The sequence below is a fragment of the Duganella rhizosphaerae genome (assembly GCF_040364205.1).
In the GTDB taxonomy this organism is placed as follows: domain Bacteria; phylum Pseudomonadota; class Gammaproteobacteria; order Burkholderiales; family Burkholderiaceae_D; genus Rugamonas; species Rugamonas rhizosphaerae.
Genome location: NZ_BPWK01000003.1, coordinates 297,185 through 311,900, shown reverse-complemented (window position 1 = coordinate 311,900; position 14,716 = coordinate 297,185). Strand labels below are relative to the sequence as shown.

Annotated in this window: 18 protein-coding genes; 9 read left to right on the top strand and 9 right to left on the bottom strand. The window is 63.8% G+C overall.

Annotated elements, in window-relative coordinates; translation table 11 throughout:
• Nucleotides 1-6 precede the first annotated feature (6 nt).
• The 4 genes from glyS to RUGAMON1_RS08655 all read right to left on the bottom strand — a co-directional run bounded on the left by glyS (nucleotide 7) and on the right by RUGAMON1_RS08655 (nucleotide 5,607).
• Nucleotides 7-2,115 carry a glycine--tRNA ligase subunit beta gene (gene glyS / locus RUGAMON1_RS08670; RefSeq protein WP_445230126.1) on the bottom strand — a complete coding sequence of 703 codons (2,109 nt, stop codon included), beginning with the start codon at nucleotides 2,113-2,115 and terminating at the stop codon, nucleotides 7-9.
• Nucleotides 2,116-2,130: 15 nt separating this feature from the next.
• Nucleotides 2,131-3,060 (bottom strand): glycine--tRNA ligase subunit alpha, encoded by a 930-nt coding sequence (glyQ, locus tag RUGAMON1_RS08665; RefSeq protein ID WP_445230125.1) that lies wholly within the window; start codon nucleotides 3,058-3,060, stop codon nucleotides 2,131-2,133.
• 91 nt (nucleotides 3,061-3,151) lie between these two features.
• Nucleotides 3,152-4,723 (bottom strand): apolipoprotein N-acyltransferase, encoded by a 1,572-nt coding sequence (gene lnt, locus RUGAMON1_RS08660; RefSeq protein WP_445230124.1) that lies wholly within the window; start codon nucleotides 4,721-4,723, stop codon nucleotides 3,152-3,154.
• Nucleotides 4,723-5,607, bottom strand: coding sequence for a CorC family transporter (locus RUGAMON1_RS08655; protein WP_332853013.1), 885 nt, complete (start codon nucleotides 5,605-5,607; stop codon nucleotides 4,723-4,725). The genes lnt and RUGAMON1_RS08655 overlap by 1 nt, the downstream gene beginning before the upstream one ends.
• A 164-nt stretch (nucleotides 5,608-5,771) precedes the next feature.
• Between RUGAMON1_RS08655 and RUGAMON1_RS08650 the strand changes: the two genes are divergently transcribed.
• Together RUGAMON1_RS08650 and RUGAMON1_RS08645 are read left to right on the top strand one after the other, a co-directional pair.
• Entirely contained in the window at nucleotides 5,772-6,200 is a 429-nt protein-coding gene (locus tag RUGAMON1_RS08650; protein ID WP_445230123.1) for a toxin glutamine deamidase domain-containing protein, read from the top strand.
• A complete protein-coding gene (locus tag RUGAMON1_RS08645; protein ID WP_445230122.1) occupies nucleotides 6,200-6,502 on the top strand; it encodes a YrhB domain-containing protein in 303 nt (100 codons plus the stop codon). Before RUGAMON1_RS08650 ends, RUGAMON1_RS08645 begins: the two co-directional genes overlap by 1 nt.
• A gap of 15 nt (nucleotides 6,503-6,517) precedes the next feature.
• Here RUGAMON1_RS08645 and ybeY read toward each other — a convergent pair whose 3' ends face one another.
• Complete coding sequence (ybeY, locus tag RUGAMON1_RS08640) at nucleotides 6,518-6,982, bottom strand: rRNA maturation RNase YbeY (RefSeq protein WP_445230121.1); 465 nt, start codon at nucleotides 6,980-6,982, stop codon at nucleotides 6,518-6,520.
• A complete protein-coding gene (locus RUGAMON1_RS08635) occupies nucleotides 6,966-8,045 on the bottom strand; it encodes a PhoH family protein (RefSeq protein ID WP_116991575.1) in 1,080 nt (359 codons plus the stop codon). The genes ybeY and RUGAMON1_RS08635 overlap by 17 nt, the downstream gene beginning before the upstream one ends.
• A gap of 150 nt (nucleotides 8,046-8,195) precedes the next feature.
• Between RUGAMON1_RS08635 and RUGAMON1_RS08630 the strand changes: the two genes are divergently transcribed.
• Nucleotides 8,196-8,534 carry a hypothetical protein gene (locus RUGAMON1_RS08630; RefSeq protein ID WP_445230120.1) on the top strand — a complete coding sequence of 113 codons (339 nt, stop codon included), beginning with the start codon at nucleotides 8,196-8,198 and terminating at the stop codon, nucleotides 8,532-8,534.
• Nucleotides 8,535-8,948: 414 nt separating this feature from the next.
• A complete protein-coding gene (locus RUGAMON1_RS08625; RefSeq protein WP_332853016.1) occupies nucleotides 8,949-9,281 on the top strand; it encodes a hypothetical protein in 333 nt (110 codons plus the stop codon).
• A gap of 65 nt (nucleotides 9,282-9,346) precedes the next feature.
• Here the strand turns inward: RUGAMON1_RS08625 and RUGAMON1_RS08620 are convergent, their stop codons facing one another.
• Both RUGAMON1_RS08620 and RUGAMON1_RS08615 read right to left on the bottom strand, forming a co-directional pair.
• Nucleotides 9,347-10,192: an HDOD domain-containing protein gene (locus RUGAMON1_RS08620; protein ID WP_116991573.1), complete on the bottom strand. Its 846-nt coding sequence runs from the start codon at nucleotides 10,190-10,192 to the stop codon at nucleotides 9,347-9,349.
• Complete coding sequence (locus tag RUGAMON1_RS08615; RefSeq protein WP_445230119.1) at nucleotides 10,185-10,532, bottom strand: hypothetical protein; 348 nt, start codon at nucleotides 10,530-10,532, stop codon at nucleotides 10,185-10,187. The genes RUGAMON1_RS08620 and RUGAMON1_RS08615 overlap by 8 nt, the downstream gene beginning before the upstream one ends.
• Nucleotides 10,533-10,698: 166 nt before the next feature.
• On the opposite strand from RUGAMON1_RS08615, the gene RUGAMON1_RS08610 reads away from it, so the two are divergent.
• Genes RUGAMON1_RS08610 through RUGAMON1_RS08600 form a run of 3 tightly spaced genes read left to right on the top strand, consistent with a single transcriptional unit; the run spans nucleotide 10,699 to nucleotide 12,895 of the window.
• Nucleotides 10,699-12,282, top strand: coding sequence for a sensor histidine kinase (locus tag RUGAMON1_RS08610; protein WP_445230118.1), 1,584 nt, complete (start codon nucleotides 10,699-10,701; stop codon nucleotides 12,280-12,282).
• 10 nt (nucleotides 12,283-12,292) lie between these two features.
• Complete coding sequence (locus RUGAMON1_RS08605; RefSeq protein ID WP_445230117.1) at nucleotides 12,293-12,697, top strand: DUF3224 domain-containing protein; 405 nt, start codon at nucleotides 12,293-12,295, stop codon at nucleotides 12,695-12,697.
• A 27-nt stretch (nucleotides 12,698-12,724) separates the two neighbouring features.
• A complete protein-coding gene (locus tag RUGAMON1_RS08600) occupies nucleotides 12,725-12,895 on the top strand; it encodes a hypothetical protein (RefSeq protein ID WP_445230116.1) in 171 nt (56 codons plus the stop codon).
• Between the two features lie 12 nt (nucleotides 12,896-12,907).
• On the opposite strand, the gene RUGAMON1_RS08595 is transcribed toward RUGAMON1_RS08600, so the two are convergent.
• Nucleotides 12,908-13,264 (bottom strand): PEP-CTERM sorting domain-containing protein, encoded by a 357-nt coding sequence (locus RUGAMON1_RS08595; RefSeq protein WP_445230115.1) that lies wholly within the window; start codon nucleotides 13,262-13,264, stop codon nucleotides 12,908-12,910.
• Between the two features lie 256 nt (nucleotides 13,265-13,520).
• Between RUGAMON1_RS08595 and RUGAMON1_RS08590 the strand changes: the two genes are divergently transcribed.
• A complete protein-coding gene (locus tag RUGAMON1_RS08590) occupies nucleotides 13,521-14,390 on the top strand; it encodes a ChaN family lipoprotein (protein ID WP_445230114.1) in 870 nt (289 codons plus the stop codon).
• A gap of 4 nt (nucleotides 14,391-14,394) precedes the next feature.
• Nucleotides 14,395-14,715, top strand: coding sequence for a thioredoxin family protein (locus tag RUGAMON1_RS08585; RefSeq protein ID WP_445230113.1), 321 nt, complete (start codon nucleotides 14,395-14,397; stop codon nucleotides 14,713-14,715).
• Nucleotide 14,716: the final 1 nt, after the last annotated feature.

Sequence of the window (14,716 nt, the reverse complement as noted above, 5' to 3'; positions counted from 1 at the left end):
ACCCATTTAGGCCGCCAGCTTCGAAATGTCGGCCACGCGGTTCATCATGCCGTGCAGCGACGACAGCAAGGCCAGGCGGTTGTTGCGCAGGGCGACATCCTCGGCCATCACCATCACGTCGTTGAAGAAGGCGTCGACTTCCTCGCGCAGCTGCGCCAGGGTTTTCAGCGTGCCGGCGAAGTCGCCCTGGTTGAAGGCGGCGTCGATTTCCGGCAGCACGCGCACCACGGCGGCGTTGAGGTTCTTCTCGGCGGCGTCCTGCAGCAGCGCGACGTTGACGCCGCTGTTGCCGGCGGCGGCCAGCGCTTCCTCGTTCTTCTTCAGGATGTTGGTGATGCGCTTGTTGGCGGCGGCCAGCGAGGCCGATTCCGGCAGCGCGGCGAAGGCTTGCACGGCCTCCAGGCGCTGCACGATGTCGTCCAGGCGGTCCGGGTTCTGGGCGACCACCGCTTCGATTTCGTTCGGCGAGAAGCCGCGCTCGCGCAGGATGCCGCGCAGGCGGTCGATCATGAAGGTGTAGACGTCGGCGCTCGGATCCTTGAAGCCGGCCACGGAAGCGAACAGCCCCGAAGCGTGCGACAGCAGGCCGGAAATCGACAGCGGCAGGCGTTTCTCGATCAGCATGCGCAGCACGCCGAGCGCGTGGCGGCGCAGCGCGAACGGGTCTTTGTCGCCGGTCGGCGCCAGGCCGATGGCCCAGATGCCGACCAGGGTTTCCAGCTTGTCGGCCAGCGCCACGGCGGTGCCGGTCACGGTCGATGGCAGGGCGTCGCCGGCGAAGCGCGGCTGGTAGTGCTCGGACGCGGCCAGCGCCACGTCTTCCGGTTCGCCGTCGTTGCGGGCGTAGTAGGTGCCCATGATGCCTTGCAGCTCAGGGAATTCGCCGACCATCTCGGTGACCAGGTCGGCCTTGGACAGCTTGGCGGCGCGGGTGGCCAGTGCGGCGTCGCCACCGATCTGCGTAGCGATGTAGCCGGCCAGCGCTGCGACGCGTTCGCCGCGCGCGGCCTGCGTACCCAGCTTGTTGTGGTAGACGATTTTTTCCAGCAGCGGCAGGCGCGACTCCAGCGTCTTCTTCTTGTCCTGCTCGAAGAAGAACTTGGCGTCGGACAGGCGCGGACGCACCACGCGCTCGTTGCCGTCGATGATGGCGGTCGGCGTGTCGGTGGCGATGTTGGAGACGATCAGGAAGCGCGAACGCAGCTTGCCGTTGGCGTCGGTCAGCGCGAAGTATTTCTGGTTGGTCTGCATGGTCAGGATCAGGCATTCCTGCGGCACGGCCAGGAACTCTTCCTCGAACTTGCATTCGTAGACCACCGGCCATTCGACCAGCGCGGCCACTTCGTCCAGCAGCGCTTCAGGCATCAGCACCTGGTCGGCGCCGGCCTTGGCCAGCAGTTCGGCGCGGATTTTCTCTTTGCGGTCTTCGACGCTGGCCAGTACCTTGCCTTCGGTCGCCAGCGTGGCGGCGTAGCTGTCGGCGTTGGCGATGGTGATCATGCGCTGGCCCGGCGCGGTCAGGAAGCGATGGCCTTCGCTGACGTTCGACGCGGTCAGGCCCAGCAGGGTCAGTGGCAGCACGGTGGCGCCATGCAGCGCGATCAGGCTGTGCGCCGGACGCACGAATTGCACGGTGGCGCCATCCGGACGCTGGTAGCTCATCACTTTAGGAATCGGCAGCTTGGCGACCGAGTCTTCCAGCGCGGCCTGCAGGCCAGCTTGCAGCGCGCTGCCGGCCGCGGTGTAGGTGTAGAAGAAGCTTTCGGCCTTGCCGTCCTGCGCGCGTTCCAGGTCGGCCACGGTCAGGTTGGGGAAGCCCAGCGCGGCCAGTTTCTTGGCCAGCGGCGGGGTGCCGTTGCCGGCGGCGTCCAGCGCCACCGACACCGGCAGCACTTTTTCGCGGATCGACTTGTCCGGCGAGGTGGCGCGCACCTTGGTGATGGAGACGGCCAGGCGGCGCGGCGAGGCGTACGAGGTGGCGACGCTGTCGGCTTCCAGGAAGTCGCGCGATTTCAGGCCGTTGACGATGCCGTCCGCGAAAGCCTTGCCCAGTTTGGCAAGCGCCTTTGGCGGCAGTTCTTCGGTCAGCAGTTCGATGAGCAGAGTTTGAGTCATATTATTTATATCGAATTATTCAGCAACGGCGACGGCGGCGGGAGCCATAGGGAAGCCCAGGCGTTCGCGCGAATCGTAGTAGGCTTGCGCGACCAGGCGCGACAGGGCGCGCACGCGGCCGATGTAGGCGGCGCGTTCGGTCACGGAGATGGCGCCGCGCGCGTCCAGCAGGTTGAAGCTGTGCGAGGCCTTCATGATCTGCTCATACGCAGGCAGCGTCAGTTGCAGCTCGATCAGGCGCTTGGCTTCCGATTCGTGGTTGTTGAACTGGGCGAACAGCAGCTCGGTGTTCGAGTGCTCGAAGTTGTAGGCCGACTGTTCCACTTCGTTCTGGTGGAAGACGTCGCCGTACTTCAGCGTCTTGGTCTCCGGGGCGCCGGACCGGCCGTTCTCTTCCCAGGTGGTCCACACCAGGTCGTACATATTCTCGACGCCCTGCAGGTACATGGCCAGACGCTCGATACCGTAGGTGATCTCGCCCAGCACCGGCTTGCAATCGAGGCCGCCGACTTGCTGGAAGTAGGTGAACTGCGTCACTTCCATGCCGTTCAGCCAGACTTCCCAACCGAGGCCCCAGGCGCCCAAGGTCGGCGATTCCCAGTCGTCCTCGACGAAGCGGACGTCGTTCTGCTTCAGGTCCAGGCCCAGCGCTTCCAGCGAACCGAGGTACAGATCCAGGATGTTTTCCGGGGCCGGCTTCATCACCACCTGGTACTGGTAGTAGTGCTGGCCGCGGTTGGGGTTCTCGCCGTAGCGGCCATCCTTCGGACGGCGCGATGGCTGCACGTAGGCCGCGCGCCAAGGCTCCGGGCCGATCGCGCGCAGGAAGGTGCCGGTGTGGAAGGTGCCGGCGCCGACTTCCATGTCGTACGGCTGGAGCAGGGCGCAGCCTTGCTTGTCCCAGTAGGTTTGCAAGGTCAGGATAATTTGTTGAAATGTCAGCATCTTGTGTGGTCGGTGGCGCAGCCCGTGGGCGCGCGGTTGCAGTTTCGCTAAAGGGGCAATTTTAGCGGGTTTTACAGGGAGCCTGTAGAGATTAAGCGGCTTTAGGCTGGTTTTTTGCGCGCCTGGCCCCAAACCAGGCACCGGCCAGCGACAGCGCGGCCAGCGCCAGGAACAGCTTGTTCCCCCACAGGATGTACGGGGTGCTGCCGCCCATGCCCTGCACCGAGGCCGCCAGCGCGCCGTAGGTGTTCACGGGCAGCTGCTGCACCACCTTGCCTTCGCCATTGATGATGGCGGTGGCGCCGGTGTTGGTCGCCCGCAGCATCGGGCGGCCGGTCTCCAGCGTGCGCATCTGCGAGATCTGCAGATGCTGGGGGATGGCGATGGTGTCGCCAAACCAGGCCAGGTTCGAGACGTTGAGCAGCATGGTGGCCGGTTTCTGGCCCTGCGCCGGGTTGTTCAGCTGGTCGGCGATCTCTTCGCCGAACAAGTCTTCGTAACAGATGTTCGGCAGCACGCGCTGGTCCTTGATGGCGAACGAGGGCTGGATGTCGCGGCCGCTGGTCTGGTCGCCCAGCGGGATCGACATCAGGTTGACGAACCAGCGGAAGCCGAACGGAATGAATTCGCCGTACGGCACCAGATGGTGCTTGTCGTAGCGGTAGTAGCTGCTGCCCAGCTTGGACGGGATGCCGATCACGCTGTTGAAGTAGGCGGTCTGGCTGTCGGCCAGCGGGATGCCGAGGATCAGGTTGCTGTTGGTCTTGTTGAGGAATTGGGCGATGCCGGGCAGGTAGTCCGGCGGCAGCTGCTGCGGCAGCATGACGATGGCCGTCTCCGGCGTGGCGATCAGGTCGGCCGGGGCCGCCGTGATGGCGTCCTGGTACAGCTTGAGCGCCGACATCACATGGGCGCCGTTGAATTTCTCATCCTGCGGGATATTCCCTTGCAGCAGGCGCACCGAGATCGGCTTGCCTTCCGGGTAGGTCCAATGCAGCACGCCCAGCGCGACGCCGGCCACCGAGATGGCGACGATCAGTCCGGCCGCGCGCAGGCGGGTGCGGTGCAGCAGCAACAGCAGGGCGCCGGCGATCACCGCCGCCAGCCAGCCCAGGCCGTACATGCCGATCACCGGCGCAAAGCCTGCCAGCGGACTGTGGTTGTGGGCGTAGCCGGCCGACAGCCACGGGAAGCCCGTGAACAGCCAGCCCCGTATCCATTCGAACAGCGCCCACATGGCCGGCAGCACCAGCAGGTTGGCGGCCGGCAGCGGCAGCGCCCAGCGCTTGCGCAGCCAGGCCGCGCCGCCCATCGCCAGCGCCACGTAGAAGCCCATGGCCCAGGCCAGCAGCAACACGGCGGCGGCCGCCAGCGGCGCCGGCATGGCGCCGTAAGTGTGCAGGGAAACGTAGAGCCAGTGGGTGCCGGCGGCGGTCCAGCCGAAGCCGAAGGCCCAGCCGATCAGCCCTGCGGCCTTGACGTCGCTGCTGCGCAGCACCTGGTAGAACAAGGTCGCCAGGCCGAGGATCTCCAGCGGCCACCAGCCGAACGGCGCGAAGGCGAACACGCACAGCGCGCCGGCCATGGCGGTGATGGCCATGCGGCCACGGGTGGAGCGTTGCGGCTTGGGTGGGTCGTTCGGATTGGCGCGGCGAAAACGCATTATGCGTCGTCGCCGGCTTCAGCGGCGGCCGGCAGTTTCTCCACCAGCAGCACGTGGATCTGGCGGGCGTCGGCGCGCAGCACTTCGAAGCGCAGGCCCTCCATGTCGAACACGTCGCCTTTGTGCGGCATGCGCGCCAGGTGCTTGGCGACCAGGCCGCCGATGGTGTCGACGTCGTCGTCCGGCAGCGCGGTGTCGAGTTCTTCGTTGAATTGCTCGATCTCGGTCAGCGCCTTGATGCGCCAGCGCGGGCCGTGCACGCCTTCCTTGATCGACAGGATGTTGTCTTCTTCCTCGTCGAAATCGTATTCGTCCTCGATGTCGCCGACGATCTGCTCGAGCACGTCCTCGATGGTGATCAGGCCGGCCACGCCGCTGTATTCATCGACCACGATGGCCATGTGGTTGTGGTTGGCGCGGAAGTCGCGCAGCAGCACATTCAGGCGTTTCGATTCGGGGATGAAGATGGCGGGGCGCAGCATGTCGCGCACGTCGAACGATTCTTCGGCGTAGTAGCGCAGCAGGTCTTTCGCCAGCAGGATGCCGATCACCTTGTCGCGCTCGCCTTCGATGGCGGGGAAGCGCGAGTGGGCGGTGTCCAGCACTTGCGGCATCCATTCCTCGATCGGCTTGGAGATGTCGATGACGTCCATCTGCGAGCGTGGAATCATGATGTCGCGGGCGGACAGATCCGACACCTGGAACACGCCTTCGATCATCGACAGGGCGTCGGCGTCGATCAGGTTGCGTTCGTGGGCGTCATGCAGAACTTCGAGCAGTTCCGCGCGGTTCTCTGGCTCTGGGGAAATCAGTGCGGTCAGGCGTTCAAACAGTGACCGATGGGGTTTGGCGTCAGTCTTGACGCCACTAGAGTGCTCTTGCATAGGAGGCGTGAGCCGTTGTTTCGAAGGGGTATAGGATACACCAAATGGGGAGGGGGAGCCGTTTTTGTCAAAAAGACAGCAGGTCGGCGCTTTTGGGCGATGTCAATATCCGATAATTTTCCAGGCTCATGCTGTACGGATTATTCGTTAGGAACCGATCCGTGATGAGCGTTTTCGAGGACTCCCTTTGCCAAGATGTAGCGCTATACTTGGACGTGACTGCGGGATCGATTCGCGCGATAAATATAGTTGGCGGCACGAAAAATTGCGTCAATTGTTCAATCGCAACTGATGCGACGCTGGCTGGTCATCGTGCGTCGGCCTTGCTTGGCGGCCCCTATCGGGCCGACGTACTGGAAAATTTTTTTGGCGCAAAGTTTGGCGAGCCTGGCGCTATCAGCAAAGTGATCGAGGTGTTGACTTCGGCTAGTCCGGGGGCGCGAGGGATAGTGTTTGGTATTCGAAGCAGCGGGGTGGGGCATGTCTTTAATGCCGTCAATCAAAAGGGCGTAGTTCGTTTCCTTGATGGCCAAACCGGATATGCGGCAGCGCTGGATGGATACATTCACTTCCGATTTTTGAGGACGAATTAATGAGCGCGATAAATGATAGCAGCGCCTTGAAACTTGCGGAGGCGAAAGTCCGTGAGCTCGGGGCGGCTTGCGGGGACGAGTTTGAAATTCTTTGTGATGATACCCAGGAGATCGAGCAAGGTTGGGTGTTTTTCTATAACTCGGCGGATTATGTGCGTACCCGGGATCCGTTGGCTGCGCTGGCAGGCAACGGCCCGTTACTGGTTCTGCGCGATGGACGCATTGCGGTGCTGCCGACGTCGGTGTCGTGGCAGGAGGCTGTGATCCAGGTGCCACATCAGGAAACCGGATGGGTCGCCTGACGCGACAAGGTTGTACTACCCGGCGTAGGGATCGGCGTAGCCGAGGCCGGCCAGGATGTCGGTTTCGATGCCTTCCATCTCGGCCGCTTCCTCGTCGTCCATGTGGTCGTAGCCCTGTGCGTGCAGCACGCCGTGGACGATCAGGTGGGCCGCGTGTTCTTCCACGGTTTTCTTTTGCTCGGCCGCTTCCTGCTCCAGCACGTCGGTGCAGAGGATGATGTCGGCCTGGGTTGGCGCGTCGTCGGGCAACTCTTCGCCTTCGTTGTAGGCAAAGGTCAGCACGTTGGTGGCGTAGTCCTTCTCGCGGTAGTCGCGGTTCAGGGTGCGGCCTTCCTCGGCGTCGACGAAGCGTATCGTCAGTTCGGCCGGCGCGAACAGCGCGGCCTGCACCCAGCGGCGGATCTTCGGACGGGTGATGCTTTCCTGCAGGCGGGCGTCGGGGTATTGCACCGACAGCGTCAGTTTATTTTTTACGGACATTTTTGAGGGCGGTGGCTTTGAGGAGGGGAGCGATTTCCGCTTCGTGGTTGTGGGCCGTTTCGTAGGCGTCGACGATGCGCGCCACCAGCGGGTGACGCACCACGTCCTCGCTGTTGAAGTGGCTGAAGGCGATGCCGCGCACATCCTTCAGCACCTGGACGGCGTCCACCAGGCCGCTCTTCTGGCTCTTGTGCAGGTCGACCTGGGTGACGTCGCCGGTGACCACGGCCTTGCTGCCGAAGCCGATGCGGGTCAGGAACATCTTCATCTGTTCGACGGTGGTGTTCTGCGCCTCGTCGAGGATGACGAAGGCGTGGTTCAGCGTGCGCCCGCGCATGTAGGCCAGCGGTGCGATCTCGATCACCTGCTTCTCGAACATTTTCTGCGTGCGGTCAAAGCCCAGCAGGTCGTACAGCGCGTCGTACAGCGGACGCAGGTACGGATCGACCTTTTGCGCCAGGTCGCCCGGCAGGAAGCCCAGGCGCTCGCCCGCTTCGACGGCGGGACGGGTCAGGATGATGCGCTTGACGGCGTCGCGTTCCAGCGCGTCGACCGCGCAGGCCACCGCCAGGTAAGTCTTGCCGGTGCCGGCCGGGCCGACGCCGAAGCTGATGTCGTGCTCCAGGATGTTGCGCAGGTAGCGGATCTGGTGCGGCGTGCGGCCGCGCAGGTCGGCGCGGCGGGTCTTCAGGATGGGGCTGTTGATGTCGGGCTCGACGAACGGCGCCTCGACCACGCGCGGCTGGTCCGGCGCCGAGGCGGCGGCGATGGCGGCGTTGGCCACCGCCAGGCCGGCGCGTTGCTCGACCAGCGCCAGTTGCACTTCTTCGATCGGCACGATCTTGTTGGCGACCGCGTAGAACTGTTCGAGGATCTGCACCGCCCGTTCGGCGTTGTGGCCGCTGACGATGAACTTCTCGCCGCGACGGAAAATGGTGACGTCCAGCGCGGCGGAAATCTGCCGCAGGTTTTCGTCGAGGGGGCCGCACAAATGAGCCAGACGCGCGTTATCGAGCGGTTCCGGGACAAAGTAGTGCGGCTGGACTGGTGTTTTGGTTTTCAATGGGATGCTTTATGAGAGAGGCCGGCAGTGCCGGCACAGGCCATAGTTTAACGTAATTTGCCGCCGCCAGATGCGATAGGCCTTGATTTCAAGCACCTGAGCTTCTACAGTGAAAGAGTAGCCTGCCGGCAATTTCTATTGGAGGGTTTCATGGCAGCCAATGCGATTTCGTCCTCGCGCATCAGCACCCCGCTCGACAGCGTGCAGGCGGCCAACCAGCGTGAAACCCGCGCCAACCGCGAGCAGCAGCGCGCCCAGCAGGCGAGCTCGACTGAGAGCGTCGAGCGCGAACAGCGCAGCAACGGCGCCGAACGCGCGGTGCAGACCCGCGTGGAAAAGAATACCGACACCCAGCGCAGCCGCGCCCAGGCCAACGACGACGCCACCGCGCTGCAGCGCCGCGCCGCCCAGGCCGCCGACAAACACGCCGAACAGGACCGCCGCCAGAGCGAGAAAACCCTGGGCCGCCACATCGATACCACCGCCTGATTTTGCTTCCCCCCCCCCCCCCGCAATGCCAGGCAGGGTCAGACCCCGGACGGGGTCTGACCCTTAAGTGGCGCCTCATGCGTATCGCTAAAAGCCGGCGGGGTTACGGCGCCTGATTCCCATTCCCAGCCTGTGTAAAGATGAACTTGCTTTGTGTAACAGTTTCCTACAAGTTCTTGCGTGCGACACCCTCCAGCCCCATGTGATGAAATAGCATTGTTGCTAAGGTTTCTAGCCAGCGATTGATGTCGAACAATCTTCGCTCGACGGAAAACGGCAGGAACAGGCCCTTTTGAGCATAGAATAATATTGCACGAAAGGCAAGCAGGGAGCCGGAAAACTTAGGCTTAGGAATCTAAGTTGCCCTTAAGTTCAGGCCTGCACACTTCATTCACCTAATCAACGAGGAAAATCATGGCACATCACGCACTTGCTTCCCAGGAAAGCTACAACCCCAACCATCTCCTGGACATCTTGCTCGGCAAGATGCAACTGAAAAACGACGCCGCGCTGTCGCGCCTGCTGGAAGTCGCGCCGCCGGTCATCAGCAAGATCCGCCACCACCGCTTGCCGGTCGGCGCCTCGCTGCTGATCCGCATGCACGAAGTGACCGGCATGAGCATCCGCGACCTGCGTGACTTGATGGGCGACCGCCGCACCAAGTACCGCCTGTCCGACGCTCAAGGCCGTCCAAAGCCAGAAGAGCGCACCGAGAAGGCAGAGTCCGGAAACTACGCGCGCCACTAATGCGCCCGCACGCCTGCACCTGCCGTTGCCGGGCTTGATTTGAAGCCGGCCGGCAGGGTGCTCGCTCAGCTCAACAGCACCATCGAAATTTCTTCATATTGCAGTTCCGTCTCGCGGAACAATTGCAGATAGATTTCCTCATCGAGGCCCAGCGCAGTCCAGGCCACGGTGGATACCGGCGGGACCAGATCGTCCTGCACCTGCGCCAGATCGAGCGCATGCACGATGGCGTCGGCCACATGAATAATGGCGGCCAGGAACCCTGCGCCCGGCGCTTCCGGGTCGTGATGGCCGCCGATGGCCAGCCGCATCGTGTCGGAAAAATTCCAGTGCTCCGCCAGCGCCAGCCCGGCGTCGACATGATCGACGCCCAGCACGGTACGCTCGGCGTCCAGCAAATAACAATCGTGGGCGTCGCGGTAGGCGATGGTTTCCGAATACTGGTTCGGGAAGCAGGACACCAGCACCAGCCGGCCGATATCGTGCAGCAGGCCCGCCGTGAAGGCATAGTCCTGGTTGAAACGCATCTGCCGCGCCAGCACCTTGGCGCAGGCGGCGGTGGCGATCGAGTGGCGCCAGAAGGCCTTGTGGTCGAAGCCGGGGCAATGGCCCTCGGCGAAGCAGCCGGTGACGGCCGCCGCCGTGATCAGGTTGCGCGTGGTCTGGAATCCCAGGTAGGTGATCGCCTGCTGGATGGTGGTCACCTTGACCTGCAGGCCGTACAGCGAAGAGTTGGCCAGCCGCAGCGTCTTGGCCGTCAGCGCCTGGTCGTGCGATACCTTCTTGGCCAGCACCGAGATGTCGACATCGTCCTGGTCTATGCTGTTGAGCAGCTCCATCACCACCGCCGGCAGCGAGGGCAGGTCGTCCAGCGTGCGGACGACGTCGTCGTAACTGAGGGTATTACTCATGCTCGGGAGTCTCCGGTAGGCCCAGGCGGAAGTCCGACACGAAGCGGCGCAGCAGCGCGGTGGCCCAGTCGCTGTCGCTGTCGGCGTCGTTTTTACGGAACAGGTGGGCGATGCGCGCCTCGTGGTGCTCCAGCGTCGCCTGCGCCACTTCCGGCGACACTTCTTCTTTCAGGATGGGCAGTATGGCGATGCCGTGGCGCGGCATCAGCGCCAGCATGGCCTCGGTCAGCACCGTGCCTTGCGGCAGCAGCACATGGCCTTGCACGTCCAGCAGCACGTCCGACAGGACCATGCCCGGCCGCACCTCCGCCAGCGTCAGTTGATGATAATTGCCTGTCATGATGCCCTCCCGGTTTGCCACCTCGTCTACATTGCCCGATCTTACCATTGCGGGCAAGCAAAGTCTGCCGCGTCAGCGTGGCGATGGGCCATAACTTGCCAAGTCGCATGTCATACCGTACATTGGGACGTTGCCGTCAATTCCATCACTGCACGGAGGTTGGTCGATGTTTGGTATCCAAGGCCGCTTGACGCTGCTTTTCGTGGTCATCGTGACCCTGGTGTTGGGCATTTCCGGCACGTACGCCCAGTACAGTCTCGGCCACGAGCTGGAAGTGAGCAGCCAGCGGCTGCGCCAGGGCGTGCTGACCCGTTTGCAAACCAGCCTGCCGTCGGCGCTGTGGGACCTGGACAAGGCCAAGGTCGACAACATCGTCGCCGCCGAGATGCTGCCGCCCGAGCTGGTGTCGATCCGCGTCTACGATACCTCGGTCGGCCTGTTCTCCGGCAAGCTGCGCAATGAAAACGGCAGCGTCAGCTCGATCGAGAACGACGCCGCCGTCGGCGGTTCGCCGGTGGTGGCCGACCTGGCCTACCGCGATTCCGGCGCCGCCGGCGCCTCGCTCAAGCCGGTCATCGTCGGCCGCGTGGTGGTCAATTTCAGCCGCGCGCAGATCGACGCCACGCTGGCGGCCGAAGTGCGCCGCAAGGTCACCGAGGTGCTGCTGCTGGACCTGATCCTGGTGGCGGCGCTGGCGTTGTCGCTGCGCATCGTGTTCGACCCGCTCAAGCGCCTGCGCGACGGCCTGTTCGACCTGGCCACGCGCGGCAGCGACGAGGTGGAGGAGCTGCCCGACAGCCGCCACGACGAGCTGGGCGAGGTGATCCGCGGCTTCAACGCCATCCAGCGCAAGGTCAAATCGAATATCCAGCGCATCCGCGAGGCCGAGGACGAGGCCCGCAAATCGGCCCAGACCACCGCCAAGGCGCTCGACGACCTGCGCCGCACGCAGGAATCGCTGCTGCAGGCCGAGCGGCTGGCCTCGCTGGGCGGCCTGGTGGCCGGCGTCGCGCACGAGATCAACACGCCGGTCGGCATCGCGCTGACCAGCGCCTCGGTGCTGATGGAGGCCACCGAGAAGGTGCACCAGTCGGTCGCCAGCGGCAATATCAAGAAATCCGACATCATGCGCTACCTGGAAACGGCGGCCGAGAGCACGCGCCTGATCATGAACAACGCCTACCGCGCGGCGCACCTGATCCACAGCTTCAAGCAGATCGCGGTGGACCAGGTCAGCGAGGCGCGCCGCCGCTTCGAGCTGCGCGACTACATCAACGAGGTGGTGTCGAGCCTGCAACCGAAGCTGAAGAAGACCCGCATCACCGTCAGCATCGCCTGCCCGCCGGACATCATGCTCGACAGCTATCCGGGCGCGCTGGCCCAGGTCATCACCAACCTGACGCTCAACTGCGTCGAGCACGCCTTCGACCCCGGCGACGAGGGCCGCATCACCATCGGCGTGGCGCTGAAGGCCGACTGGATCGAGATGCAGGTGGTGGACGACGGCAAGGGCATTCCGCCGGACATGCTCGACAAGGTGTTCGACCCCTTCGTCACCACCCGCCGCGGGCAGGGCGGCACCGGCCTCGGACTCAATATCGTGTTCAACTTGATCGCCAAGCAGTTTGGCGGCACCATTACGGTTTCCAGCATCCTGGGGCAGGGCGCCAGCTTCGTGCTGCGCATGCCGTGCGTGACGCCGGTCGACGATCCGGCCGCGCTGCAAGCGGATGCCCGTCTCCATACCTGAAAGGCCAGCAATGCCCAAAATCAGCGGTGAATTCAGCGTCAAGATGGCGCCCGAAAGCATGTCCCCCGTGGCGGCCGAGAGCGGCATCGGCCGCATGTCGCTCGACAAGCGCTACCACGGCGCGCTGGATGCCGCCGGCGCCGGCGAGATGCTGGCCTATATGGATCGCGAACTGGGATCGGGCGCCTACGTGGCGATGGAAAAAGTGCAGGGGACGCTGGAAGGGCGGCGCGGCGCTTTCCTGCTGCACCACAGCGGCACCATGGAACGCGGCACGGCCGGCCTGAAGGTGGTGGTGGTGGCCGATTCCGGCAGCGGCGAGCTGGTCGGCCTGAGCGGGACGTTGCAGATCCGCATAGAGGGCGGCAAGCATTACTACGATTTCGACTACACGCTGGGCGACGCCGTTGCTTAAGCGTCCGGCGCCACGCTAGAATGCCGGATGGACAAAGACACACTCAAGGGTTTGGTGATTTTGATCGGCGTGGCGCTGGCGCTGGCGATCTTTGCGGTACTCGGTACCGATAACGGCGTGCAGAAACTGTCCTGCATCGGCCGCGCCATCCTGCATGGCGTGGCGATCACCAACATCCATGGGGTGTGCGGCCTGTAGCGTCAGTCAGGCTCAGTCGCTGAATTTATCCGAGGCGCCGCCGCGGCGCGAGGAAAAGCCCAGAATCACCAGTCCCAGCATCAGCATGACGAAGGTCTGCGGTTCCGGCACTTCGGCCACCGGCTCGACGACTTGCTGGTTGGCCTGGGCGTTGCTGGCCAGCGCTTCAGGATCGCGATCCGAAACGGTTTTCTCCGCGGCCACGGAACTATCGATGCCGCACGGCGTGGTGCTGTGGGCATCGCATTGGGCGAGTACGATTGCTGCGGTTGCAACTTTGCTGTTGTCCGGGCTGGCGGTCTGAGCCTGAGCGGCTCCGGCCATTCCCAGGGCCAGCAATAATGTCGTTATAAAATTCAACTTCTTCACAGTACTCTCCTGACTATGCTGCATAAGCAGGACGTTAAGGCTACATTAAAACATATTCATTACGCTAAGATGGGTCGTGGATCCAACCGTGCTCAACGGATTCTCATTAAACCATAATTAATAACATATTGCCATCTGTATTTTTCTTAGGGCAATCAAATCGTGCGGCGCAACAACGGTTATTGCTTGTTAGCCAGTGGCGCACACGCTTCCAACTTCACAAGAAATAATTCGATAGCAGAAGGCCGGGATACAGATGATTTCCACATATGGCGGCAAATTGGGATGGCCTTTCGCCGCAGCGGCGCTGGTGTTGCTGGCCGGTTGCGCCAGCGGCGGCAAGGGCGCGGGCGGCGCCACCGCGGCTGCCGTGCCGGCGCCGGCCGGACCCAATCCGCAGGTGCTGCTGCTGGGCGAGGTGCACGACAACGCCGCCGGCCACAAGCTGCGCTACGAACTGCTGCGCCAGCGGGTCGAGGCCGGCTGGCGCCCGGCCATCGTCATGGAACAGTTCGACCGCGAAAATCAGGATGTGCTGAACAAGGCCCAGAAAGGCTGCCTGGACGCCCAGTGCGTGATCCGCGTGGTCGGCGCCGGCCGCTGGAACTGGCAACTGTATTACCCGGTGATCCAGCTGGCGCTGACCTACCAGTTGCCGCTGGTTGCCGGCAACCTGTCGCGCGCCGACGCCTCGCGCGTGGTGCGCGACGGCATCGCCGCCACCTTCGACCCGAAAAGCGTGCGCGACTACCATCTGGACCAGCCGCTGCCGGCCGACGTGCGCGGCGCCCAGTACAAGGAAATCATTGCCGGCCACTGCAATATGCTGCCGGAGATGATGGTCGACGGCATGATCAACGCCCAGGTGTCGCGCGACATCTGGATGGCCAAGATCGTGCGCGACCAGCTGCCGCGCGACGTCGTGCTGATCGCCGGCAACGGCCACGTGCGCAAGGACATCGGCGTGGCGCGCTGGATCAACGAACTGGCGCCGGCGCTGACGGTGCGCAGCGAAGGCTATGTCGAAGGCGCGGACGGCGCCGGCCGCTACGACGCGGTCTACACCGTGGCGCCCCAGCCCCGTCCCGACCCGTGCGCCGAACTCAAATCCAAATCCAAATCCTGACGCCATGGAAAAAATCTACCTGCCCGGCGCGCCCGAGCGCGCCACCGTCGACGCCCTGGCCGGCGCCACCTTGCTGGAATTCGGCGCCAACTGGTGCGGCCACTGCATCGCCGCGCAGGCGCCGCTGGCGCAGGCGTTCGCCGGCCACGAGGGCGTGCGCCACTACAAGATCGAGGACGGCCCCGGCCGCGCGCTGGGCCGCTCCTACCGCGTCAAGCTGTGGCCGACGCTGATCTTCCTGCGCGACGGCCAGGAAGTGGCGCGCCTGGTGCGGCCGCTGAAGGCCGACCAGATCGGCGTTGCCTTTGCGCAAATCGATACTTAAC